This window comes from Microbacterium sp. 5K110 (assembly GCF_005774735.1).
GTDB lineage: Bacteria > Actinomycetota > Actinomycetes > Actinomycetales > Microbacteriaceae > Microbacterium.
Genome location: NZ_VBUM01000001.1, coordinates 26,431 through 49,394, shown reverse-complemented (window position 1 = coordinate 49,394; position 22,964 = coordinate 26,431). Strand labels below are relative to the sequence as shown.

General features: G+C 71.3%; 18 protein-coding genes and 2 tRNA genes. 11 read left to right on the top strand and 9 right to left on the bottom strand.

The genetic code is table 11. From position 1 onward, the window contains the following. The first annotated feature begins 36 nt into the window (after window positions 1–36). The 6 genes from FE256_RS00250 to FE256_RS00225 all read left to right on the top strand — a co-directional run bounded on the left by FE256_RS00250 (window position 37) and on the right by FE256_RS00225 (window position 7,580). Complete coding sequence (locus tag FE256_RS00250) at window positions 37–1,005, top strand: lactate/malate family dehydrogenase (protein WP_138172253.1); 969 nt, start codon at window positions 37–39, stop codon at window positions 1,003–1,005. Between the two features lie 3 nt (window positions 1,006–1,008). After that, window positions 1,009–2,463, top strand: a complete 1,455-nt coding sequence (locus FE256_RS00245; protein ID WP_138172252.1) for an aldehyde dehydrogenase family protein — start codon at window positions 1,009–1,011, stop codon at window positions 2,461–2,463. A gap of 17 nt (window positions 2,464–2,480) precedes the next feature. After that, window positions 2,481–4,070, top strand: coding sequence for a benzoylformate decarboxylase (gene mdlC / locus FE256_RS00240; RefSeq protein WP_138172251.1), 1,590 nt, complete (start codon window positions 2,481–2,483; stop codon window positions 4,068–4,070). Between the two features lie 58 nt (window positions 4,071–4,128). Further along, complete coding sequence (locus tag FE256_RS00235; protein WP_171024121.1) at window positions 4,129–4,812, top strand: helix-turn-helix transcriptional regulator; 684 nt, start codon at window positions 4,129–4,131, stop codon at window positions 4,810–4,812. A gap of 69 nt (window positions 4,813–4,881) precedes the next feature. After that, window positions 4,882–6,315, top strand: coding sequence for an MFS transporter (locus tag FE256_RS00230; RefSeq protein ID WP_171024120.1), 1,434 nt, complete (start codon window positions 4,882–4,884; stop codon window positions 6,313–6,315). Continuing rightward, window positions 6,312–7,580, top strand: coding sequence for an amidase family protein (locus tag FE256_RS00225; protein ID WP_138172248.1), 1,269 nt, complete (start codon window positions 6,312–6,314; stop codon window positions 7,578–7,580). Before FE256_RS00230 ends, FE256_RS00225 begins: the two co-directional genes overlap by 4 nt. Here the strand turns inward: FE256_RS00225 and FE256_RS00220 are convergent. Next, window positions 7,566–8,555 carry a methyltransferase family protein gene (locus tag FE256_RS00220; RefSeq protein ID WP_138172247.1) on the bottom strand — a complete coding sequence of 330 codons (990 nt, stop codon included), beginning with the start codon at window positions 8,553–8,555 and terminating at the stop codon, window positions 7,566–7,568. The two genes, FE256_RS00225 and FE256_RS00220, sit on opposite strands and share 15 nt — an antisense overlap. A 122-nt stretch (window positions 8,556–8,677) precedes the next feature. After that, entirely contained in the window at window positions 8,678–9,505 is an 828-nt protein-coding gene (locus FE256_RS00215; protein WP_138172246.1) for a LuxR C-terminal-related transcriptional regulator, read from the bottom strand. A 109-nt stretch (window positions 9,506–9,614) separates the two neighbouring features. Here FE256_RS00215 and hxlB point away from each other — a divergent pair, with 109 nt between their 5' ends. After that, entirely contained in the window at window positions 9,615–10,187 is a 573-nt protein-coding gene (gene hxlB / locus FE256_RS00210) for a 6-phospho-3-hexuloisomerase (RefSeq protein WP_138172245.1), read from the top strand. Window positions 10,188–10,233: 46 nt separating this feature from the next. Continuing rightward, window positions 10,234–10,872, top strand: a complete 639-nt coding sequence (gene hxlA / locus FE256_RS00205; RefSeq protein WP_138172244.1) for a 3-hexulose-6-phosphate synthase — start codon at window positions 10,234–10,236, stop codon at window positions 10,870–10,872. Window positions 10,873–10,938: 66 nt separating this feature from the next. Here hxlA and FE256_RS00200 read toward each other — a convergent pair whose 3' ends face one another. From FE256_RS00200 to FE256_RS00190, 3 genes are all read right to left on the bottom strand, one after another. After that, complete coding sequence (locus FE256_RS00200; RefSeq protein WP_138172243.1) at window positions 10,939–11,118, bottom strand: TFIIB-type zinc ribbon-containing protein; 180 nt, start codon at window positions 11,116–11,118, stop codon at window positions 10,939–10,941. A gap of 145 nt (window positions 11,119–11,263) precedes the next feature. Continuing rightward, window positions 11,264–11,337: transfer RNA gene (locus tag FE256_RS00195), tRNA-Ile, on the bottom strand. 157 nt (window positions 11,338–11,494) lie between these two features. Further along, window positions 11,495–12,457, bottom strand: a complete 963-nt coding sequence (locus FE256_RS00190) for a DMT family transporter (RefSeq protein WP_252370850.1) — start codon at window positions 12,455–12,457, stop codon at window positions 11,495–11,497. A 41-nt stretch (window positions 12,458–12,498) separates the two neighbouring features. Between FE256_RS00190 and def the strand changes: the two genes are divergently transcribed. Next, window positions 12,499–13,065: a peptide deformylase gene (gene def / locus FE256_RS00185; protein ID WP_138172242.1), complete on the top strand. Its 567-nt coding sequence runs from the start codon at window positions 12,499–12,501 to the stop codon at window positions 13,063–13,065. Window positions 13,066–13,071: 6 nt separating this feature from the next. Here def and FE256_RS00180 read toward each other — a convergent pair whose 3' ends face one another. Then, window positions 13,072–15,447, bottom strand: a complete 2,376-nt coding sequence (locus FE256_RS00180; RefSeq protein ID WP_138172241.1) for an acyltransferase family protein — start codon at window positions 15,445–15,447, stop codon at window positions 13,072–13,074. A 75-nt stretch (window positions 15,448–15,522) separates the two neighbouring features. After that, window positions 15,523–16,473, bottom strand: coding sequence for a glutaminase A (gene glsA / locus FE256_RS00175; protein ID WP_252370849.1), 951 nt, complete (start codon window positions 16,471–16,473; stop codon window positions 15,523–15,525). 169 nt (window positions 16,474–16,642) lie between these two features. Here glsA and FE256_RS00170 point away from each other — a divergent pair, with 169 nt between their 5' ends. Then, the gene (locus FE256_RS00170) at window positions 16,643–17,665 is read left to right on the top strand and encodes a LacI family DNA-binding transcriptional regulator (protein ID WP_138172239.1); all 1,023 of its coding nucleotides are present in this window, start codon (window positions 16,643–16,645) and stop codon (window positions 17,663–17,665) included. A 147-nt stretch (window positions 17,666–17,812) separates the two neighbouring features. Then, window positions 17,813–21,832: an endo-1,4-beta-xylanase gene (locus tag FE256_RS18335; RefSeq protein ID WP_212743454.1), complete on the top strand. Its 4,020-nt coding sequence runs from the start codon at window positions 17,813–17,815 to the stop codon at window positions 21,830–21,832. A 216-nt stretch (window positions 21,833–22,048) separates the two neighbouring features. Here the strand turns inward: FE256_RS18335 and FE256_RS00150 are convergent. Further along, a tRNA-Asn gene (locus FE256_RS00150) sits at window positions 22,049–22,121 on the bottom strand. 62 nt (window positions 22,122–22,183) lie between these two features. Further along, window positions 22,184–22,957, bottom strand: a complete 774-nt coding sequence (locus tag FE256_RS00145) for an ATP-binding cassette domain-containing protein (RefSeq protein ID WP_138172238.1) — start codon at window positions 22,955–22,957, stop codon at window positions 22,184–22,186. Window positions 22,958–22,964: the final 7 nt, after the last annotated feature.

Genomic DNA, 22,964 nt, shown 5'->3' with positions numbered 1-22,964 from the left:
AACGAGCGCCAGGGACGGCGCGGAAGGACGTGAGCAATGGAGCAGCACTGGACCCCTCGCCGGGTCGCGATCCTGGGGGCCTCGGGCCTGACCGGTTCGGGACTGGCCCATCAGCTTTCGCTCGCCGACACGGTCGATGAGGTCGTGCTGTTCGATCTGAAGCACAACGTGCTGGCGGCCCACGCGATCGACATGCGCGAAGCGCAGATCGTCGCGGGGCGCACACGCACGCGCCTCACCGCGGGCGATCTCGCCGATGTCGAGACGCACCCCCCGGTCGACCTCGTCGTGTTCGCCGCCTCGCTCCCCGAGACGCCCGACGGCAGTCGCGAGGCGTTCCTCGAGGGCAACCTCGGCGTGATGCGTGCCCTGCTCCCGGCCATCACGCACCTCGCGGGCGATGCCGGGCTCGTCTTCGTGCTCACCAACCCCGCCGACGTGCTCGCGACCTGCCTCGCGCACGAGGGCGCGATCGACCCCGCGCGCATCTTCGGCTACTGCCTGAATGACAGCATCCGCTTCACCGCCGCCGTCGCGCGAGAGCTGGGTGTATCGCCCGCCCGCGTCGATGCGCTCGTCGTCGGCGAGCACGGCGACGGACAGGTTCCGGTGTGGAGCGGCATCCGTCTCGACGGCGCCCCGCGCGCGCTCACGACCGACGAGCGGGCGCGCATCGACGCCGACGCGCGTGGATGGTTCCGCCGCTGGTCGGACCTCCGCCCCGGCCGCAGCTCGGGGTGGACGACACCTCTCGGCTCCGCACGAACGATCGCGGGGCTCGCCGCCGACGAGCCGATGCCCGTGGCAGTGTGGCGAACGGATGCCGACGGCTCCGGCGCGCACGTGACGCTCCGGGCCGTGGTCCGTGAGGGCGGCGTGGTCCCGATCCCGCTCGACTACCTCGACGACGCCGAACGTTCGGCCGTCGACTTCGCCTCCGCAACGATCGCCGAGAAGGCGCGCCGCGCGAGCACACTCACGCGCTCCGGCGCAGGAAGGGACTGACCGATGACGTTCTTCGACCCGCAGACCTGGGATGGCCGCTACTTCGACGGATCGTGGGTCTCGACCCCCGAGACGGCGGCGGTGGTCTCCCCCTCCACCGGTGGAGAGATCGCGCGCGTCGCGATCGCCACCGCCGACGACCTCTCCCGCACCGTCGAGTCCGCGCGCCGCGCCCAGGGCCCGTGGGCCGCCCTCCCCGCGGAAGAGCGCGCCGCGGTGCTGCGACGTGCGGCGGCCCTCCTCGAAGAGAACACCGACACGCTCGCTCATTGGCTGAGCGAGGAGGCGGGCTCGACGCAGGGAAAGGCGCACTTCGAAGCCGGGCTCGTCGCGAACGAGTTCCACCTCGCCGCCGCGACGGCCCTCATGCCGTACGGGCAGCTCTTGCGTTCGGCACGCCCCCGCCTCAGCCTGGCGCGACGCCGCCCGGTCGGCGTCGTCGGGGTGATCTCGCCCTTCAACTTCCCCGGCATCCTGTCGGCCCGATCGATCGCTCCCGCCCTCGCCCTCGGCAATGCCGTCGTGCTCAAGCCCGATCCGCGCACGAGCGTGAGCGGCGGGCTGTTCTTCGCCGCGGTGCTGGAGGCGGCGGGGGTCCCCGCCGGCGTCTTCTCGGTCCTCCCCGGGGGCGTGGAGGTGGGCTCCGCGCTCGTGGACCACCCCGCCGTGCCCGTGATCTCCTTCACCGGATCCACCGAGGCGGGCCGTGTGATCGGAGCCCGCGCGGGACAGCTGCTCAAGCGTGCGCACCTCGAGCTCGGGGGAAACAACGCCCTCGTCGTGCTCGGCGACGTCGACGTGGCCGCGGCCGCGTCGGCCGGCGCGTGGGGGTCGTTCCTGCACCAGGGGCAGATCTGCATGACCACCGGACGACACATCGTGCACGAGAGCATCTACGACGACTACGTCGCAGCACTGAGCGCCAAGGCGGCCGCGCTGCCGGCCGGCGACCCCGCGACCGGGGCGCCGCTCGGCCCCATCATCGACGAGCGTCAGCGCGACAAGATCGACGCGATCGTGCGGGAGAGCGTCGACGCGGGCGCACGCGTCACCGCCGGAGGGTCCTACGACCGCCTGTTCTACGAGGCGACCGTCCTCGCGGACGTGACGGCCGACCACGCCGCTTTCCAGCGGGAGATCTTCGGTCCCGTCGCCCCCGTGACGCGCTTCGGCTCGATCGACGAGCTCGTCGAGCTGGTCAACGCCAGCGACTACGGACTCTCCCTCGGCATCCTCGCCAAGGACGCGTTCCGCGCCTACGAACTGGCCGACCGCCTCCCCAGTGGCATCCTGCACATCAACGACCAGACCGTCGACGACGAGTCGCAGGCGCCGTTCGGTGGCGTCGGGGCCTCGGGCACCGGTGCGCGCTTCGGCGGCCACGAGGCGAACATCGAGGCCTTCACCGAGACCCAATGGGTCACGATGCAGGCGGACGTCGCCACCTACCCGTTCTGAACCGCCGAGAGGATCCCATGCCTGCCATCGACGTCGCCCAGGCGTTCTACGACGTGCTGCGCGCCCGCGGAGTCACGCGCATCTTCGGCAACCCCGGCTCGAACGAGCTGACGATGCTGAAGCACCTTCCCGATGACATCGAATACGTCCTCGCGCTGCAGGAGGGCGCGGCGATCGCGATGGCCGACGGTTTCGCGCAGGCCTCCGGCACCCTTGGGGTGGTGAACCTGCACTCCTCGTCGGGGACAGGCAACGCGATGGGGAACCTCACCAACAGTGCGGCGGCACACGTGCCGCTCCTGGTGATCGCGGGGCAGCAGAGCCGGCGCTACGTGCCGCTGAACGCCATGCTCACCAACGTCGACGCGACACGGCTCGCCGACCCGCTGGTGAAATGGGCGACCGAGCCGCTGCGCCCTGACGACGTCCCGCTCGCCGTCTCGCAGGCGGCGCTGCTGGCGCAGTCGGCGCCGACGGGGCCGGTCCTCGTGTCCGTGCCGCTGGATGACTGGGCGCGACCGATGGATGCCGCCGAGGCGGCGCCGCTGTCGACGCGGCGCGTCGCTGGGGCGCCGGTCGTCGCCGACGCCGCCGTCGACGAGATCGCCGCGGCCCTGGACGGCGCCCGCTCCCCCGTCCTGGTCCTCGGCCCCGGAGTGGACACCGAAGCCGGGTGGGCTGCCACCCGAGCGCTCAGCGAGCGTGCGGGGCTACCCGTGTGGGTGGCGCCGAGCCCCTCCCGTGCGCCGTTCCCCACGCGGCATCCCCACTTCCGCGGCATCCTGCCCACGGGGTTGGGAGCCGTGGCCGAGACGCTCGCCGCACACGACCTCGTGCTCACCCTCGGCGCCGCGGTCTTCCGCTACCACCAGTTCGTCGAGGGGGCGCCGCTCGCCGCAGGGGCGCGGCTGATCGGCGTCACCTCCGACCCCGCTGAGGCGGCGCGAGCGGCCATGGGAGAGCTGGCAGTGGGCGATCCGGTCGACGCCGCGGCGCGGGTGAGCGCTCGGGTCGGACGGCGCGCGTCGGCGCCCGGAGAGGCTCTCGTGTTCGACCCGGCGCCGCCGGAGTCGAACGGTGCGCACTCGGCCCCGGCGATCCTCGACGCCGTCGACCGCGCGAAGCCCGATGACGCCGTGGTCGTGCTGGAGTGGACCTCCGCCGACGCGCTGTGGGCGAGGCTCACGTTCGAGCGGGCCCAGTCCTACTACTTCCCCGCCAACGGCGGGCTCGGCTGGGGGCTCCCCGCCGCCGTCGGCGTTCAGCTGGCCGACCGCGAACGCCCGGTGATCGCCCTGATCGGCGACGGCGCGATGCAGTACACGCCGTCGGCGCTGTGGACGGCGGCGAGATATGGCATCCCCGTCACCTTCGTGATCTGCCAGAACCAGGAGTACGGCGCCCTGCAGCGGTTCTCGCGGTTCATGGACGTCCCCGACGGCGGGTATCTCGATCTGCCCGGCCTCGACCCCGTGGCTCTCGCGCGGGGGTACGGTATCGACAGTCGGCGGGTCGACGGACTCGATGATCTCGAAGAGGTCGTCCGCCAGGCGGCGAGCGCGACCGGTCCGCGACTCGTCGTCGTCACACAGCAGTCGCAACGCTGAAACACAGGGAGCGATCGGCCGGGTTATCGTCAGCGCAACGGAGCGCGAGGAGGATCACATGGCGCGTGTCTCGTGGAAGATCATGGAGACGCTCACCGCCGACGCACCGCTTCCGGACCGCCGTGCGCGTCTGGGGCGGCAGCTCCTGCGCGCGGTGAATGCGGACGCGTTCGTGTCGTACCGCTGGACGCCGTCGGGCCCCTACGCCGACCCGGTGGGGGTCCACTTCGCCGACGATCAGCTGCGCGCGTACGACACCCGGTATCGGTACGTCGACACGATGACGCCCCGGTTCCTCCGCGCGCGCGGCGCGTCGGCGATCAGTCCGCGACGAGACACGCGCGACGAGTTCGTGCGGGACTTCCTGTTCCGTTCGGGCATGTTCCACGGAATGAACTACTTCGCACCGACCCCGTCCGTCGGCACGATCGACCTGCGGGTGTGGCGGTCCCAGCGTGCGGGTGCCTTCACACCCGACGACGTGCGCAAGCTGCAGGCCGTGGGCGATCTCGTCCACCGCCTGTGGAACGACGACGTCCCGGCGGGGAGCGACATGCTCACTCCCCGGCAGCGTCAGATCGTGGCGCTCCTGGCCGAGGGGCTCACCGACCGTGCGATCTGCGACCGTCTCGGGGTCTCGTTGCCGACGCTGCGAACCCACCTGGCGCAGGCGTTCGCGCGGACGGGCGCCCAGAATCGCACGTCGCTGGTGATGCTCGCCGGGAGCCCTCGTCAGAAATGACGATGCCGCCGCGAGACGCGGCGGAGGATGCTCGACCGCAAGCACCGGCTCGATCATTCTGGGAGAAACATGTCCACGCTCCGCACCGGGGTCTCGCCCCTGGCCCGCCTCGATCGCTTTCCCCGCTGGGGATTGAGTGCGATCTCCGTCCTCACCATCGGCCTGGGCATGCTCTTCGTCCAGTACGACATCTTCAACATCAACGTCTCGTTCGTGCAGACGTGCGCGCAGATCGTCGGCGGGTGCACGCCGGCCACGTCCGACCAGTTCATCGGACTGCCGATCTTCCTCAGCCTGCTCGGCTACGGCATCGGCGCGCTCGTGCTGGGGCCGCTCTCGGATCGCTTCGGGCGGCACCGCCTGCTCATCATCGCGATGGTGATCACCGGGCTCGGCTCGCTGTTCTCGACGTTCGCGGTCGATGAGACCACGTTCGGTCTCTCGCGACTGGTCACGGGTATCGGCATCGGCGCCGACCTCGCGATCATCAACGTGTACGTGAGCGAGATCGCTCCGCGCCGCATGCGCGGCCGGTACACCAGCGTCCTGTTCGTCATGGCCGCGCTCGGTTCCGCTCTCGGCATCTGGCTCGGTCTCTTCCTCACCACCCCCATGACGCCGTGGCCCCAGGGGCTGCCCTTCGCCGTGGCATCCGACACCTTCGACACCGGATGGCGCTGGGTGTACGGCGTGGGTGCGATCCTCGCCGCCTTCTCGCTCGTGCTGCGCATCGCGCTCCCCGAATCTCCGCGCTGGCTCGCCGGCAAGGGGCGGGATGCCGAGGCCGCGGCGATCGTGGCCCGGATGGAGGAGCGCGCCACCCGGCGTCAGCCGCTGCTCCCCGAGACCGCGGACGACAGCCGCGACACCGGTGTGCACGTGGGTGGGACGCTCGCCGGCGTCCGGGAGCTCTTCACCTCGCCGGTCTACCTGCGGCGTCTCCTCGTGATCGGCAGCGCCTGGCTGCTCGGCTACGTCACGATCTACTCCTTCGCCGGTGCCTTCACCTCGGTGCTCGTCCGCCAGGGCTACACTCCCGCGGAAGCCGGGATCGTCAGTGCGGTGGGACTCACCGGCTTCATCGCGGCCGCGATCGTGGCACGGTCGGTCGTGGACCGGGTGGAGCGCAAGTGGTGGATGCTGATCGGCGGCGCCATCACGGTCGTGGGCGCGTTGATCGTCGTCGGCGGTGGCGGGGCGACGGCGGCGACCCTGATCGGTGCGGTCATCGTCTTCTTCGGGCAGAACATCTGGGTGCCCGCCCAGTACGCCCTCACGGCCGAGAGCTTCCCGACGCGCTTCCGTACGACCGCGTACGCCCTGGCCGACAGCATCGGCCACATCGGTGGCGGTCTCGGTGTGTTCCTCCTCGTCGGCGTGTTCTCGCAGTTCCCGCTGCTGGGGACGCTGCTGGGCCTGATCGGGTTCCTGGTCGTGGGGGCGGTGGTGAATCTCCTCGCCCCGCGCACCCGCAACCGTTCGCTCGAGGAGATCTCGGCGTGAGGGAGCCCGAGGTCGTCACGGCCTCCGAGGCCGGCGTCTGGATCGAGGTCGCGGACGCCGGCCGGCTCGCCGCTCAGACGTCGGCGGCGGGCGAGGCCCCCTTCAGCGTCGCGGTGAAGGCGAACATCGCGGTCCGCGGGTTCCGGCGGTCGGCCGGATGCCGCGTGCTCGATGTGCGGCCCGAAGACGCCGACGCCCCCGTCGTCGCCGCGTTCCGGCGTCACGGTGGAGTCGTGGTGGGGACGGCGAACATGCACGAGCTGGCCCTCGGTGTCACCTCGGACAATGTCGCCTACGGTGCGGCACGGGTCCCGGCTGCACCCCACCTGTCGGCGGGTGGGTCGTCCGGGGGAAGCGCCGCCGCCGTGGCCGCAGGCCTCGTGCCCGTCGCTCTCGGCACCGATACGGGCGGCTCCGTGTCGATCCCCGCGAGCCACTGCGGCGTCGTCGGATTCCGTCCCAGCACGGGCCGTTGGTCCACCGCGGGCATCGTGGGTCTGTCCTGGACGCGGGATACCCCGGGAGTCTTCGCCCGGACCGTCCGAGAGGCGATCCGAGCTGACGGGTGGGTCACCGGGGCCCGTACTCCGACCACGCTCGGTCGGGTGCGACTCGGCATCCCTCGCCAACTCGTCGACGACCTGCACCCCGCGACGGAGGAAGCCTTCCGCCGCGCGATCGCTGCAATGAGTGCGTCGATCGACGTGGTGGAGGTCGACTTCGCGCCGGTGCTGGCCCGCACGGTGCGGGCCGAGCCGGGGATCGTGGAGTTCGAGGCGCCCCGGGAACTCGGTGCCGCGGCCGCTTGTGCGCTCGGCCTCCCGCCCGCCGAGGCGTTCGACGCACTGCGCCGCGGGGTGCAGTCGCCGGATGTGGCCGCCTTCCTGGAGCACGTGCACCGGCATCCCGTCTCGGCCGCCGATTACGCCCGCGCGCAAGAGGACACCCTCGAGGCGCGGCGACTGTCGGAGGACGTGTTCGCACGGCACGACCTGCACGCGATGGTCTTCCCGACCACCCCGGCATCCGCTCCCCCGTCGCGCGGCGGGACGGCGATCGTGCACCGCGGACGGGAGCAGTCCGTCTTCGCGTTGTACACGCGGCACACGGGCCCGGGCACGATCCTCGGCGCGCCGATGGTCACCGTGCCGATCCCGGTGGAGGGCGACCCCATCGGGCTGACCGTCCAGGGACGCCGCAACGACGACGCCCGGACGCTCGCCGTCGCCGATCTCGTCGCCGGTCTCCTTTCATCCGGGCGGTGAGCCCGCGGCTCCTGCCCGTGCGCTCACCGAGCGTGCGGGCAGGGGCGCCACCGGCCGCAGCCGCGGGATCCAGCAGCGCACCTCGTCGCGGTACCGGTCGAAGTCGGCGCCGAACTTCGCGGCCAGATCGGCTTCTTCGTGGGGGCGGACCGCGAAGTTCCACACCAGCGCGCCGGCGACGGCGTAGGCGACCACCATCCACGATGACAGCACCATGCCCACGGCCACGCCCTGCGCGATGCTCGTCGACGCCATGGGATTGCGCACCCACCGGTACGGGCCGGCGATCACGAGCCGGTTCGGCATCGCCGAGGGCAGGGGTGTGCCTCCGCCCTTCACGGAGAGCGCGGCCGCCGACCAGAACGCGGCGGCGCCGAGCGCGACGAACAGCACCACTCCGGCCACGCGCACACCGGCCCCGAGGTCGAGGTGGAGTCCCCATCTCTGTTCGAGACTCGACAGCACCGCCGGGATCGCCGCGAAGAACACCGCCCAGAATGCGACGATCTGACCGAGCGTCCCGACCACGTGCGGCAACGGCGACCGGCGCGCCCGCGCGGTGCGGAACGCGAACGGGCCGATCAGCATCCACCCCGTCGGGATGCGGCCCCACACGAGCAGGGCGAGCGCCCCCAGCGACCCGAGCGACGCGCCTGTCATCGCGATGACACCCCACCCCGCCAACCCGGTCAGTGTGGCGTAGACGCCGAGCCCGGCGGTGACGACGACCGTCCACGCGGTGGCGATCGCCGCCGCGACGGTGCGAGCCCGCACGGGCAGGACCGCGGCGAGCCCCGAGGCCACGACGAACAGGCCGATGTCGAATGGCGCGAGCAGTACTGCGTCGATGTCGCCGAGTGTGGCGTCGCGCACGAGCGGCACCGTGAAGACGGCGACCCACCACGCGGCGCCGGCCGCAGCCTGCGCCGCGAAGTACAGCCGGGCGAGGGCGGATGCCGAGGTCACGGCATCCATTCTCCGCTGGGTGCGAGCACGAGAGGACCCGCGTTCCTCGAGAGGATCCGCGTTCGCGTCGAAGCGCCGGTCACCCCGGGAAACGTGGGTGAGCTGAGCGCGCGCGTCGGCGGCCCCGCGCCTCACCCTCGGGCGGCCGCGGCGGCGAGCTCGGCGCGCGTGCGGGCGCCGAGCTTCCGGAGGAGGTTCGCGACGTGGTACTTCACGGTGTTGAGGCTGATACCGAGTCCCTCGGCGATCTCGCGGTTGCCGACCCCCGTCGTCACCAGGCGAAGGACTTCTCGTTCGCGGTCCGTGAGGTCGGAGTCGGTGGCCGACTCGACCGTGTGGGGCGAAGGGTCGAGGGGCAGCGAGATGTCGACCGTGGAGCCCCAGCCGGACGTGGAGGCGACGGAGAGCGTCCCCTCGAGTGCGACGACGCGCTCCGCGATGGGCCGGACGGCGTCGTCGTGCACGTCCAGCGAGCCGGCGCCGTCGTCGCGCAACTGCATGAGCAGATTCCGGCCGTCGCAGTCCCACTGGATGCGGACCCGGCGCGCCGCGCCGTCGTCGACCAGGGCGAGCACGGCGGTGCGGACGATCGCCCGCGCGCTGTGGGCCACGTCGCCGGGGAGGGCGCGGCCGGTCGTGGGAGGTTCGACGAACTGCACGTCGAGGTCGCCGAACCGCACGAGCGGACGCAGGTCGGCGCGGAGCCGCGAGAACGCCCCCGTCACGGGTTCCAGGAGCGTGCTGCGCTGCCGGTCCGTGGCGGTGCGCAGCTCGATGAGCGCGGCCGACGCGATCTCGACGGCCTCGGCCCGCGCAGCCGCGTCCGACAGGCGCGTCGATCTCAGCGCGGCGAGGATCGACTCGAGGGTCAGGGCGTGCCGATCGGCCTGCTCCGCCACGGTGCGGGCATGCTCGGAGGCGGCCGAACGGCTCGCGTGGATCTCGCCGTCTGTCGCCATAGGGCCGAACCTACCTGTCCTACCCGAAAGAATGGTCCCACCCGATCGGGTGGGGATGCCGCCTGGCCGGGCAGCAGCGGCTTCAGCGGATCGCGACGACGATCGTCCTATGCCCCACACCACCGTCGCGGACTCCCTCGGCACGATCGGCAGCGAGCTCCAGGACGTCGTCACCGCGCTTCGTGACGCGGACCCGGTGCCGTTCGAGGACGCCCTCGGGCTTTTCACCGACGCCGACCGCGTCTTCGTCCACGGCGCAGGCCGGTCGGGGCTGGCCCTGCGCTCGACCGCGATGCGGCTCATGCACCTCGGCCTGACGGTGCACGTCGTCGGCGAGGTCACGACCCCGGCGATCCGGCGCGGCGACCTGCTGCTGGTCGCGAGCGGATCGGGCACCACCGGCGGAATCGTGCAGGCCGCGAGGACCGCCGCCGACGTCGGCGCGCGCGTCCTCGCCGTGTCGACGACGGACTCCTCACCGCTGTCCGAGATCGCCGACACCACCCTGGTCATCCCGGCGGCGACGAAGACGGACCGCTCGGGCACGGCATCCGCCCAGTACGCCGGCAGCCTCTTCGAGCAGTCCGTCGGTCTCGTCGGCGACGCCGTGTTCCACGCGCTCTGGCAGCGCAGCGGTCACTCCGCCGACGACCTGTGGCCCCGCCACGCGAATCTCGAATGACCCGCGCCGGGAACCCGGCGCCACACCCCACCGAAAGGACATCCCCATGCAGCTTCAGTTCGCCATGGACACCCTGACCACCGAGCACGCGCTCGAGCTCGCAGGCAAGGCCGCGCCGTACGTCGACGTGCTCGAGCTCGGCACCCCGCTCATCAAGAGCGCCGGACTCTCGGCGATCACCGCCATCAAAGACGCCCACCCCGACAAGATCGTCTTCGCCGACCTGAAGACGATGGATGCCGGTGAGCTCGAGGCCGACATGGCCTTCCAGGCCGGCGCCGACCTCGTCACCGTGCTCGGCGTCGCCGGTGACAGCACGATCGCCGGTGCCGTGAAGGCCGCGAAGGCGCACGGCAAGGGTGTCGTCGTCGACCTCATCGGTGTGCCCGACAAGGCCGCCCGGGCGAAGGAAGTCACCGCGCTCGGTGCGGAGTTCGTCGAGATGCACGCCGGTCTCGACGAGCAGGCCGAGGAGGGCTTCACCTTCGAGACGCTGCTCCGCGACGGCGAGGCCTCGGGTGTCTCGTTCTCGGTCGCCGGCGGCATCAACGCCCAGACCATCGCCGCCGTGCAGCAGTCGGGCGCTCGCCTCGCGGTCGCCGGAAGCGCGATCTACAGCGCCGACGACGTGGCAGCCGCGGCCGCCGAGCTGCGCGCCGCGATCACGGAGACCGCTGCGGCCTGATCAGCGTCGTGAGAGCCGGGGGTTCGGTGCCGAAAGGTGCCGGGCCCCCGGTTCTCACGTGGGGCATCACGCCCACCGATCGTCGTCGTCGCTCTCCGCGGCCTGCGCGTGCGACCACGGGGCGCGGAACCCGCACTCACGGCACTCGTCGGCGTCGATACCCTCGTCGATCAGCGGATGCATCGTCACGCCGCACGAGGGACAGATGGGCTGCGCGTCGTCGTCGTAGGGGTCTCTGTACGTCATCGCCGTTCCGCTCGCACCGTGTGCACCCGAGGGCCTCGGGGCGTCGCCGGGAAGAACATCCTCCGCCGCGCGGCTGTTCCCTCGGCAGTGGACCCCGTGACGGCGGAAGGCCCCGACACCTCGGCGATGTCGGGGCCTGATGCCGTAGGGCGGGTGGGACTTGAACCCACGATCGTCGGGTTATGAGCCCGCTGCCTTGACCAGCTTGGCCACCGCCCCTTGCGGTCTCCGAGCCTACCGGCATCCGTCTCCGGTCATCGAAGTCGCCACTTCACGTGATCTGGTCGACCGTACCCGTGATGGTGCGCAACAACGGGTGGCCTCGACGAGATCACGTGATCTGGGCGCTCCGACCCGCGCGGGCGCTCGGACCCTGTCAGTGGACGCGGGGCGGCTTCGGCTTGCCGTCGGCCGTCACCTGGGGGTGGTGGCGGGTCAGTTGGATGACGCCCCACGTGGCGATCGCCCCCGCGATGGCGAAGCCGATGAGAGCCCAGGCGGGAGCCGTCGAGGCCTCGCCGAGGACCGACAGGCCGATGAGCACCGCGACGATGGGGTCGATCACCGTGAGCCCCGCGATCACCAGGTCGGGAGGTCCGGCGGAGTACGCCGTCTGCACGAAGTACGCGCCGACACCGACGGCGGCGAGGAGCGCCACGAGGCAGAGCAGCGTCAGCCAGTCGAAGTTGCCGGCCTGGGCGCGGCTGATGACGACCTTGGCGAGGGTCGCGACGAAGCCGTAGATGACGCCCGCGGCCATGATGTAGAACAGCGCCTGTGCGCGGCGACGCACCAACAGCCAGAAGCCGCCGAAGACGATGACGACCACGGCCAGGATGCCGAGGATGATCAGCAATTCGCGCGACGTGATCTCATGCTCGGTGGCGAAGAAGGCCGCAATCGTCACGAAGATGAAGATGCCGCCGACGCATGCGGCGATCGCGATGAGCGACTGACGCGTCGGTTTGTGATGCGTGACGCGCGCATTGAGGACCGTCGTGATCACCAGGGCGATCGCCCCGAGCGGCTGCACGAGGATCAGTGGTGCCACCGACAGCGCGGCGAGCTGGCACACGATCGCGAGGCCGAGCATGACGGTGCCCGCGACCCACGACGGACGCGTCAGGAGCGACTTCATCTGCGCGCCGGAGAGGCCGCCGGTGGTCTTGCCGGACAGGCGTTCCACCTTCTGCACGCCGCGGTGCTGGTACTGCGCGCCGAACGACATGAACACCGCACCCAGCAGGGCGAGGGGGATGCCGAGCAGGATGCGCGGATCGCGGAAGACACCGACGAGCTGGTCGATACCGTCGGTGAGGGAGACATCGAGCGGGATCACCCTCCGACGATAGCCGCCGTCCTCACGATTAGGCTGGTGACGTGGCCGTTCTCCCGATCCGCATCATGGGCGATCCCGTGCTGCATGCTCCCGCTGTCCGCGTCGACGAGATCACGGACGAGATCCGCACCCTCGTCGCCGACATGTTCGAGACGATGGATGCCGCTCCCGGCGTGGGTCTCGCGGCTCCCCAGGTGGGCGTGGGCCTCAGGCTCTTCACGTACTCGTACGAAGACGACGAGGGGCAGCCGTGGCGCGGCGTCGTCATCAACCCCGAGCTGTGGATCCGTCCGCTCGAGCCCGGCTTCCCCGACCCCGAAGAGGAGTCCGAGGGATGTCTGTCGTTCCCGGGTGAGCGCTTCCCGCTGCGCCGTTCGGATGCCGCGATGCTCACCGGCGTCGACCTGAACGGTGAGCCCGTGCGCATCGAGGTCTCGGGGTGGCGTGCCCGCATCCTCCAGCACGAGTTCGACCACCTCGACGGCGTTTTGTACATCGACCGCCTCGACGAAGAGGACAGCCGGGTGGTCTCGAAGATCGCCCGCAAGCGCAAGTGGGGCAAGCCGGGCGCGTCGTGGATGCCGGGCGTCGACGACATCGACGCCTGAGGCGATTCAGTACAGACCGCGTGTCTGCAGCTCCTGCTGCAGGATGGGAGCCAGACGCTCCGCGAACGCGGGGGTCAGGTGGGTCTCGTCGTAACGGACCGGAGTGTCGCCCGCGAAAGCGGGGCACACGTTCTCCCAGCACGTGAACGGCAGGGCGTTCACGGCGGCGTTGCCGGTCGCCGCGGCCTCCGCTTCGGTGGCCGCCTCCATCTGCATCCAGACATCGTCGACCGCGGCCAGGCACGCAGACGGCCCGCTGGTGGGTGAGTAGCAGCGATCCAGGTCGGCGCCGTGCGGCGGCGGTGCGAGGAACACCGTCCGCCCCGGCGGTGCCCACGGCCCCACCTGCGCGAACGTCGATGCGGCCAGCCGCGCCGCGTCGAGGGTCTCGCCGTCGACCGAGCGGCCGAGGGTGAATGCGTTGGACACGATCACGAGGTCGGCGGGATCGGTGGCGATCATCGCCCGCACCTGTTCCTTCCGCGAGCCGCACGCCGCGGCTACCGCGGGGCCCCGACTCTCGACCGCGACGTCGGTGAAGCGGCATCCGTACATTCCCACCGTGGTGGCGCGCCACGCTCCGCCGCTCTGCTCGGCGAGAGCGGCCAGGGTCGGCGCATACGCCATCGCGCTGGAGTCGCCCACGAGGTAGACGTGACGGGATGCCGCCGGGTCGCCGAACGTGCAGCGGGCGGGGTCGGGTGCGACGTCCGGGGTGAAGCAGTCGTGCGCGCGATTGTCGGACGAGGACTCCCGGATGACCTCGTCGAGACCGGGATGCAACTCGGGCCAGGTGTCGGCGGTCACGGCGGCGGCCAACTGCGCCTGCAACGTCGGCAGCGCCCCGGCGACTTGCGCCGGGTCGGGAGCGGCCACCGTCGTGGTGCCGGGGAGCTGCAGGACCGGGGCGCCGTACGCGGCGAAGACGGCGAGCACCGTCGCGCCGGCACCGATCGTGAGCACCGCGATGGCCAGGCCCATGCGCGCAGCGAAACGCTCCCGCCACGCGGCCCAAGTGGCGTTTCGCGACGGGGCGTTGGCGGGCGCCGGTTCGGCCGGGATCGACGGCGCGCGGACGGGCTCGGGCGGGACGACGGCGGCTGGTTCCACGACGGGCAGCGAGTCCGGATCGGCGAGCCGGGGACGCGAACCGGGGTAGTACCGCTGGCCGGGCACCCAGCCGGCGGGACGGGAGGCCAGGGCCGCGGGGCGCGCCGCGGGCACCGGCGGCGTCGCCGGCGAAGGCGCCTCCGCACCGGCATCCGCGGGACGGGGGATCTCTTCGCCGGTCTTGCCGCTGCCACGCGGGCGTGCGAGCCACGGCGATCGGTGAAGGGGCTGCTCGACGCCGAGGTAGGTCGCCACCGTCAGCACCGTGATGACCAGCAACACGATCGGCATCCACGCCGGCCCGGCCGGAAGCAGGACTCCGGCGAACACGATGACCGGCAGGTGCCACAGGTACAGGGAGTACGAGACGTTGCCGATGGCCACGCTCAGCGGGTTCGTCAACGGGAACAGGTGCCGGTGGCGGGGGTCTCCCCCGACGCCGGCGGCGATGACGAGAGCGGCACCGGCGACCGGCAGCGCCGCCCACGGCGCGGGGAAGGACGACGTGGGCTCGATGACGGCGAACGACGCGACGACCGCACCCATGCCCACCCAGGCGAGCAGCACGCGCGCGGCGGCCGGCATCCGCCCCAGCGCGGGGACGAGGACCGCCAGCACCGCACCCACGCCCAGCTCTCCGGCGCGGGCGACGGTCGAGAAGTAGGCGCCGATCGGATCGGCGGAGGTCAGCTGAACGGCGGCGACGCCCGAGGCGACGACCAGGACGAGCGCGGCGACGCCGACCACCCACCGTGCGGCGGCCGCTCGTCGGGCGGCGACCGGGAGAAGAGCCACCATCGCGAGCAGGACGAGGGGCCAGACGAGCGAGAACTGCTCCTCGATCGACAGCGACCAGAAGTGCTGCAGCGGAGAGACCTCGGTGGGTGCGAAGTAGTCGCGCCCCTCGAGACCGAACCTCCAGTTGGACACGAGGCCGAGCGCCGAGAGGGCGTCACCGAGCGTCTGCTCGGCGCGCGCGCGATGGAAGACGAAGAACCCGGCGGCCACCACCGTCGCCAGGACGAGCAACGCGGCCGGCAGCAGACGCCGGATGCGCCGCGCGAAGAACGCGCGGAGGTCGATCGTGCCGGTGGCAGCGAGGTCGCGCAGCAGGATGCCGGTGACGAGGAAGCCCGAGAGCACGAAGAACACGTCGACGCCGACGAAGCCGCCGGTCGGCCAGCCGGTCAGGTGACTCGCGACCACGCCGACGACGGCCAGTGCCCGCAGTCCTTGCAGATCGAGACGCGTGCGCGAGGGAACGGTGGGCACGGGCGGGGCATCCTTCCGGGCCGCAGTGCACGACCGCAGAGAGCTTACGGGAACCGCTCCCACGTCGTCGCCGGCTCAGGACGCGGGCCGGCCCGACCCCACCGCGAAGCTGTGCACGCCGAGCTCCTCGCTGAGTGCTTCGCTCATGAGATGCCCGCGCACGCTCGTCCCCTGGGCATCCAGCGGCGGGCTGATGACCGCCGCGCCGAGACGTCCGGGCACCGCCAGCACGATCGCCCCCGACACGCTCGATTTCGCCGGGATGCCGACCGCGCGCATCCAACGACCCGACCCGTCGTAGACGCCGCACGTGGCCATCACGGACACCACGTCGCGCGCGACGCGGGCGGGGACGGCCCGCTCCCCCGTGCGGGGATTCACTCCGCCCAGCGCCAGGGTCGCGCCCATGACCGCCAGGGTCTCGGCATCCACCAGCGTCGCGCACGCCCGGGCGTACACGGCGACCGCGTCGTCAGCACTCGGGGTCAATGTGCCCTCAGCGCGCATGAGGTGCGCGAGCGCGTGGTTGCGGTCGCCGAGCAGGTGCTCGTTGTGGGCGACGTCTTCGTCGACCTCGAGCTCCCGTCCCGCGAACGCGGCGAGTCCGCGGGCGATGCGAGCGGAACGAGCCTCGGCGTCGCTGCCGTCGACGAGGGATGCCGTGAGCAGGGCGCCCGCGTTGACCATGGGGTTCGGCGGCCGACCCGTGCCGCTCTCGAGCTTGATCGCGTCGAACGACTCGCCCGTCGGTTCGATGCCCACGCGCTCCAACGCCTCTCCGTCGGTGTCGAGCAGCGCAAGGGCGAACAGGAACGGCTTGACGGCCGACTGCACGCTGAACGCCACGCGACTGTCCGCGCTCGCACGGACCGTGCCGTCGGGCAGGCAGAGCGCGACCCCGCAGAGGTCGGGATCGGCGTTCGCGAGCTGCGGGATGCTGTCGTCGACCTCACCACCGCGTTCGGTGCGGACCCGGGCACGCAGCGCCTCGAGGTCGTAGTGGCGGGGGTCGCAGATCTCGGTCACTCCCCCACTTTCCCAGCGATCGGGCGTGGACGAGGCCGCGCACACCATCTCGAGCTCCGTGCGGGGCCGCCGTAGGCGGTGTCACGCGTCGAGAGGAGCGTTTTGCGACCGCCTCTCGAACCCGCGCGAACCACCCGAAACTTTCGCTGAGACGTCGTAGAATGACCGTATGAGCGCAGCCGCCGACGGGTCCCGCATCCGTCTCGCCGACATCGCCGTCGAGGCCGGGGTCTCGGTCGCGACCATCTCGAAGGTCCTCAACGGTCACGGCGACATCTCCCCCGCCACGCGAGCGCGCGTTGATGCGCTGCTGACCGCACGCGGCTACCGACGCCGCACGGCGAGCGAGAAGCCCCGCGGCGATCTGATCGAACTCGTCTTCCACGAGTTCGAGGCGAGCTGGTCGATGGAGATCATCGCGGGTGTCGAAGAGGTCGCCAAAGCGCGCGGTCTCGCCGTCGTCGTCACCGAGAGCGGGGGTGCGCACTCGCTCGGAGAGGATTGGCTGGAGGGCGCGCTCCGTCGTCGCCCCGCCGGCGTGGTCCTCGTCTCGTCCGCGCTCGTCGATCGTCAACGACGGCGCCTGGCGACCCGGGGCATCCCCCTCGTCATCGTCGACTCCGCGGGTGATCCGCCCGCGGACATCCCCTCCGTGGGGTCGGCGAACTGGTCGGGCGGTCTCGCCGCCACGCGCCACCTCATCGAGCTCGGACACCGCAGGATCGCCGCGATCACGGGGCCGAGCGACATGCTCTGCTCGCTCGCGCGCGTGGACGGCTATCGCTCGGCGATGGCGAGCGCGGGTCTGGACGTGGACCCGCGATGGGTGCGCTTCGGCACCTTCTACGTCGAGGGGGGTCGCGATGCGGCGCGCGACCTGCTGTCATCGGACAACGCGCCCACCGCGATCTTCGCCGGCAACGATCTGCAGGCGCTCGGCGTCTACGATGCGGCCCGCGAAAGGGGGATGCGACTCCCCGACGATCTGTCGGTCGTCGGGTACGACGACATCGCGCCCGCGCGCTGGGTCAGCCCCGCCCTCACGACCGTGCACCAGCCCCTCCGACGGATGGGAGCGGAGGCGACGCGCATGGTCCTGGATGCCGCCACGCGAGACTCCACCGACGTCGTGCCGCGTGTGGACCTCGCCACTCATCTGGTCGTCCGGGGCAGCACCGCTCCCCCGCGCTGACGTGTGCCGCGAGGTCGTCGCGGGCGAAGAGAGTGGACGCAGGAACTTTCGTCGAGATTTCGTAACGTTTGCGTAACTTCCTGGTCCGGAGGCGCCTCCCCGGCGCATATGTTGTCTGCCACAACGTAACTGCGCAAAGGAGCGCTCGTGCACAGACGCATATCCCCCCTGATCTCCCTCGCTGCCGTGGGAGCCCTCATGCTCGGCGGAGCCGCCCCTGCGGTCGCCGCCCCGACCACCGTCACCTCCGTCGACTTCGAAGACGGCACCACCGGCACCTGGACCCGCAGCGGCGGAACCGACAGCACCCTGAGCGTCGTCGATCTCGACGGCGGAAAGGTGCTGGAGGTCGCCGGCCGCGACGCCGACTACGTCGGCATCCAAAGCCCTGCGGGCATCTACCAAGCCGGCACGACCTACGACTTCTCGCTGAGGGTGCGATTGGCCCCCGGTACGCCCGACACGACCGCGCGCCTGGTCATGAAGCCGGCGTACACGTGGGTCGGGAACACCACGGTGACCGCCTCCGGCTGGACGACCATCTCCGGCTCCTACACCCCCGAGCCCGGCGACGTGTCCGCCGTGCAGGCGTACATCGGCACGTCCGACATCGCCGGCACTCCCTCGTTCACCTATTACGTCGACGACATCGTCGTGACCACCGGATCGTCCGGAGGAGGCGAGATGCCCGACGTGGCACCGGGTGGTGCCGTGAACCCGACGGCGACGCCGGTCTCCGCCGCTCAGGGCACCGGGAACGTCGCCGCGCTCACCTTCGACGACGGCCCGAACACGGGCACGACGCCCGCGCTGCTGGACTTCCTCGCCGAGAACGACATCACCGCGGTGTTCTGCGTCATCGGCCAGAACATCACCGCCCCCGGCGGCGCCGACCTCCTCCGGCGCATCGTCGCCGAGGGGCACGTGCTCTGCAACCACTCGACCACGTACGACGACATGGGTTCGCTGACGCAGACGCAAGCCGCCACCCGCATGGCGGAGAACCTCACGATCATCCGCTCCGCGCTGGGCGACGACGACTACCCCGTGCCGTACTTCCGCGCGCCCAACGGTTCGTGGGGCAACACCCCCGCCGCCGCCGTCTCGCTCGGGATGCAGCCGCTCGCGGTGGTCAACACGATCAACGACTGGGCGACGCAGGACGTCCCCACGCTCACGGCGAACCTCCGTTCGGCGATCACGCCTGGGCAGGTGGTTCTCGTGCACGACGGCGGCGGCGACCGCAGCGGCTCGCTCGCGGCGGTGCGCACGGTCGTGGCCGAGCGCGTGGCCGACGGCTGGACGTTCGCCCTCCCGGTGGGAGCGCCGGCCGGTGAGCCGGGTGGGGGCGACCCGCAACCCGGCGACGTGCTCATCGACTCGACCTTCGACTCCGGCGACCTCGACGGCTGGTCGGCCCGCGCAGGGGCGGAGACCTCGGACCCGCAGGTGACGGTCGTCGACGGCGGTGCGGATGACACGGTGTCGGCCGCACAGGTCGGGGAGCGCACCCACGAGGGTGATGGCATCCAGCGCGACATCGCCGGGCTGCTCGAGCCCGGTAACACCTACGCCATCAGCGCCGCCGTGCGTTTCGCGCCGGGGGCCACCGTCGGTCAGGGCCTCACCCTGTCGGCACGCACCGTGTCGGGCGGCACGCAGAACTTCTCGAACCTCCTGCAGATCGAGAACGCGACGGCCACGGGCTGGACCACCGTCCGCGGAGAGTTCACCGTGCCGACCTACGACTCGGCCGCGGAGATCTACATCGAGGCGCGTTACAACAGCGGCAATACCTCGACGTTCCTCGTGGACCAGGTGCGGATCTCGGTCCCCGAGGACGCGCAGGTCGACACCGGACTGGTCGCCGTGAAGGACACGGTCGACTTCCCCCTGGGCGTCGCGATCGACTCGCGCGAGACCACGGGTGCCGCCTCCGAACTGCTGCTGCACCACTACGACCAGATCACGCCCGAGAACCACATGAAGGTCGAGGCCTGGTACACCGGGCCGGGGCAGTTCGCCCGCAACGCCGAGGCGACCGCTCTGCTCGATTTCGCGCAGGCGGAAGACCTCCGGCTGTACGGGCACGTGCTGGTCTGGCACTCGCAGACCCCCGCGTGGTTCTTCCAGGACGACTCGGGTCGCGAGCTGACGACCTCGGATGCCGACAAGCAGGCGCTGCGCGACCGGTTGCGGACGCACATCTTCGACGTCGCGGCATCCATCGCGGATGACTACGGTCCCTACGGCTCGGACACCAACCCGCTCGTCGCGTGGGACGTCGTCAACGAGGTCATCTCCGATCAGGCGACCCCCGACGGTCTGCGGACCAGCCGGTGGTACCAGGTTCTCGGGGAGGAGTTCATCCGCCTGGCGTTCCAGTACGCCGACCAGGCGTTCAACGACGAGTACGCCGCGCCCGGCACGGACCGTCCGGTGAAGCTCTTCATCAACGACTACAACACCGAGATCGACGCGAAGGGCGCGCAGTACGAGGCTCTCGTGCGACGCCTGCTGGACGCGAACGTGCCGATCGACGGCGTGGGCCACCAGTTCCACACCTCGATCAACACGCCCATCAGCGCCTTGCGCGGCGCACTCGAGCGCTTCGAGGGCCTCGGCCTCCTGCAGGCGATCACCGAGCTCGACGTCACGATCACCCCCGCGGACGACCCCAACCGGGTGCGGCAGGGGTACTTCTACCGCGACGTGTTCCACCTGCTGCGGGAGTATCAGGCGGCGGCACCGGCCGCGGAGAAGATCTTCTCCGCGACGGTGTGGGGTCTCACGGACACCCGGTCGTGGCGCGCCGAGCAGCAGCCGCTGCTGTTCACCGGCGGACTGCAGCCCAAGCCCGCGTACTACGGCGCGATCGACGACAGCGCCGGGCTTCCGTCGCTCGTCACGACCGCGAACGTGTTCGAGGGCGACGTTGCACCGGGGGCCGGGTTCACCGACGCACCGGAATGGCGGAACCTCCCGTTCCAGCCGCTGACGGCGGATGCCGGTGGCTGGCAGGCGCGATGGAACGCCGAGTACCTCGCGGTGCTCGTGCGCTCGGCGACGACGCCCGACCGGGTGACGTTCACCTACGGGGGTGAAGAGTACTTCTACGCCCCGGGTGTCGCCGGCTCGGTCCCCGGTGCGCAGGAGGTCGTCGACGGTGTGACCTTCACGCTCGCCCACCTGCCGCACTCCGGCGTCGAGGCCGGACAGGGCGCCGACTTCGACGTGCGCCTCGTGAACGACGACCAGGTCGTGGGGGCGTGGAACTCCCCGGGAGCGACTGGGCGACTCTCCTTCCTCGAGCCGCTGTCGTTCCTGCAGGTGCCCGAGCTCGTGGCGCCGACGGTGGACGGACAGGTGGATGCCGCCTACGCCGACGCGGCGGTCGCGACGACCGCTCGCACGGTCGAGGGGTCGGACGAGGGCGCGAGCGCCGAGGTGCGCTCGCTCTGGCAGGGCAACACGCTGTACGCCCTGTTCGACGTGACCGACCCCGTGATCGATCTGTCGGGGAGTGACCCGTGGCAGCAGGACAGCGTCGAGCTCTTCCTCGACCTCGGGAACGGCAAGGCGGGCAGCTACGGTCCGAACGACACGCAGATCCGCATCTCGGCCGACAACGTGCTCTCCTTCGGCTCGGGCAACACCGCCGCCCAGCAGGCGCGTGTGCTGGCGAGCGCGACGAGTCGCACCGACACGGGATACCGCGTCGAGGTGGCGATCGATCTGGCCGGTCAGTCGGGCGGGCAGAGCAACGTCCCGCTGGGCGGCCTCAACACCGTGCACGGCATCGACTTCCAGGTCAATGACGGTCGGCCCGAGGGGCGGTTCTCGGTGAAGACGTGGGCGGACCCCACCGGCACGGGCTACCAAACCACCGCGCGCTGGGGCGTCGCCGAGCTCGTCGGCGAGGCAACGGATCCGGGAACGAACCCCGGTACGGACCCCGGCACCGACCCCAGCACCGACCCCAGCACCGACCCCGGCACCGATCCGCGCCCGGGAACGGCGACGGGCCCGCTGCCGCCGTCCCGCGGCTCGGGGGATGCGCTCGCCACCACGGGGAGCGCGGCACCGTGGGGAGCCCTCGTGCTCGGCGGTCTGATGCTGCTCGGCGGTGCGGTGCTCACGGTCCGCCGACGGGGACAGCGCAGCTGACTCTCCCCTCGCAAGGTCACGCAACACGGGAGGGGGCGACCGCCCAGGCGGTCGCCCCCTTCGGCGTCGGTGCCGGTCACCCCGTGGCCGGTTCGGACGCCACCTACGACGAAGGCCCGACGCTCGTGCGTCGGGCCTTCGTTCAAGAAAAGGTAAGGCCCGGGGTGGAAGCCCGGGCCTAGGTTGAGAGCCGCGGTAGATGACGCGGGTCTCTCGCTCCCCGGCTTGGACTCGAACCAAGAACCTATCGGTTAACAGCCGATTGCTCTGCCAATTGAGCTACCGAGGATCATGCCCACCTGTCGGCGGGCAACCATACGATACTAACAGCACCGCGGCGTCGCGGAAAAATCAGCCCGCCGAAATCCGTCGGTCGGGCGCGCCGCCGGGGGTCCACTGCAGGTCGTCCGGCCCGTGCCCGTAGGCGACGGCGTGCCCGGAGCGGAGCACGAGCACGTCGGCATCCAAGCCGTGAGGCGCGTCGGCGTCGTTGGTCACGACGAGCGAGGCCATCCCGCGCTCATCACGGCGCCGAACGATGGCGGCGCGCACCGCCGCCCGCACCTCGACGTCGAGGTTGGCGTACAGGTCATCCGCCACGAACAGGCGCGGCTCCAGGACGAGGGCGCGCGCGAGCGCGACCCGCTGACGCATCCCGGCGCTCAGTTCGTAGGGGTACTTCGGCGCCGTGCCGAGCGGGAGCTCCATCTCGTCGAGCAGTGTCGCGACGCGCACCGCGAGCGCCCGCGTGTTCACGCGGCGATCCCGCGCGGTGATCGGCTCGGAGATCACCTCGGACACCGTCAGGCGCGCGGGCAGATTCGCACCGGCGCCCTGCGGAAGGTACCCCGTGTGGAACGTCCATTCCCGGACTGCTCGCCCCGGATGCCGCGCCGAGATGCCGTGGATGCGCGCGTCTCCCCCGACGACCGTCAGCCCTTCGTCGGGCCGCCCCGCCAGCATCGAGGCGAGAGACGTCTTCCCCGACCCCGTCGGGCCCATGATCACGAGGCTGCGCGCCGCGGCGAGGGTGAAGGTGATGCCGTCGATGACCCGTACGCCACTGCGGGCGAGCGAGAGGTCGTCGGTGCGGATGGCGACAGCGGTGTCGAGGGACCGGGGCATGCGTACA

Bases quoted from the DNA above. Each gene is read 5' to 3' on its own strand.
- FE256_RS00250 (WP_138172253.1), top strand. From the start codon at position 37: ATGGAGCAGCACTGGACCCCTCGCCGGGTCGCGATCCTGGGGGCCTCG.
- FE256_RS00245 (WP_138172252.1), top strand. From the start codon at position 1,009: ATGACGTTCTTCGACCCGCAGACCTGGGATGGCCGCTACTTCGACGGA.
- mdlC (WP_138172251.1), top strand. From the start codon at position 2,481: ATGCCTGCCATCGACGTCGCCCAGGCGTTCTACGACGTGCTGCGCGCC.
- FE256_RS00235 (WP_171024121.1), top strand. From the start codon at position 4,129: ATGGCGCGTGTCTCGTGGAAGATCATGGAGACGCTCACCGCCGACGCA.
- FE256_RS00230 (WP_171024120.1), top strand. From the start codon at position 4,882: ATGTCCACGCTCCGCACCGGGGTCTCGCCCCTGGCCCGCCTCGATCGC.
- FE256_RS00220 (WP_138172247.1), bottom strand. From the start codon at position 8,555: ATGGATGCCGTGACCTCGGCATCCGCCCTCGCCCGGCTGTACTTCGCG.
- FE256_RS00215 (WP_138172246.1), bottom strand. From the start codon at position 9,505: ATGGCGACAGACGGCGAGATCCACGCGAGCCGTTCGGCCGCCTCCGAG.
- hxlB (WP_138172245.1), top strand. From the start codon at position 9,615: ATGCCCCACACCACCGTCGCGGACTCCCTCGGCACGATCGGCAGCGAG.
- hxlA (WP_138172244.1), top strand. From the start codon at position 10,234: ATGCAGCTTCAGTTCGCCATGGACACCCTGACCACCGAGCACGCGCTC.
- FE256_RS00200 (WP_138172243.1), bottom strand. From the start codon at position 11,118: ATGACGTACAGAGACCCCTACGACGACGACGCGCAGCCCATCTGTCCC.
- FE256_RS00170 (WP_138172239.1), top strand. From the start codon at position 16,643: ATGAGCGCAGCCGCCGACGGGTCCCGCATCCGTCTCGCCGACATCGCC.
- FE256_RS00145 (WP_138172238.1), bottom strand. From the start codon at position 22,957: ATGCCCCGGTCCCTCGACACCGCTGTCGCCATCCGCACCGACGACCTC.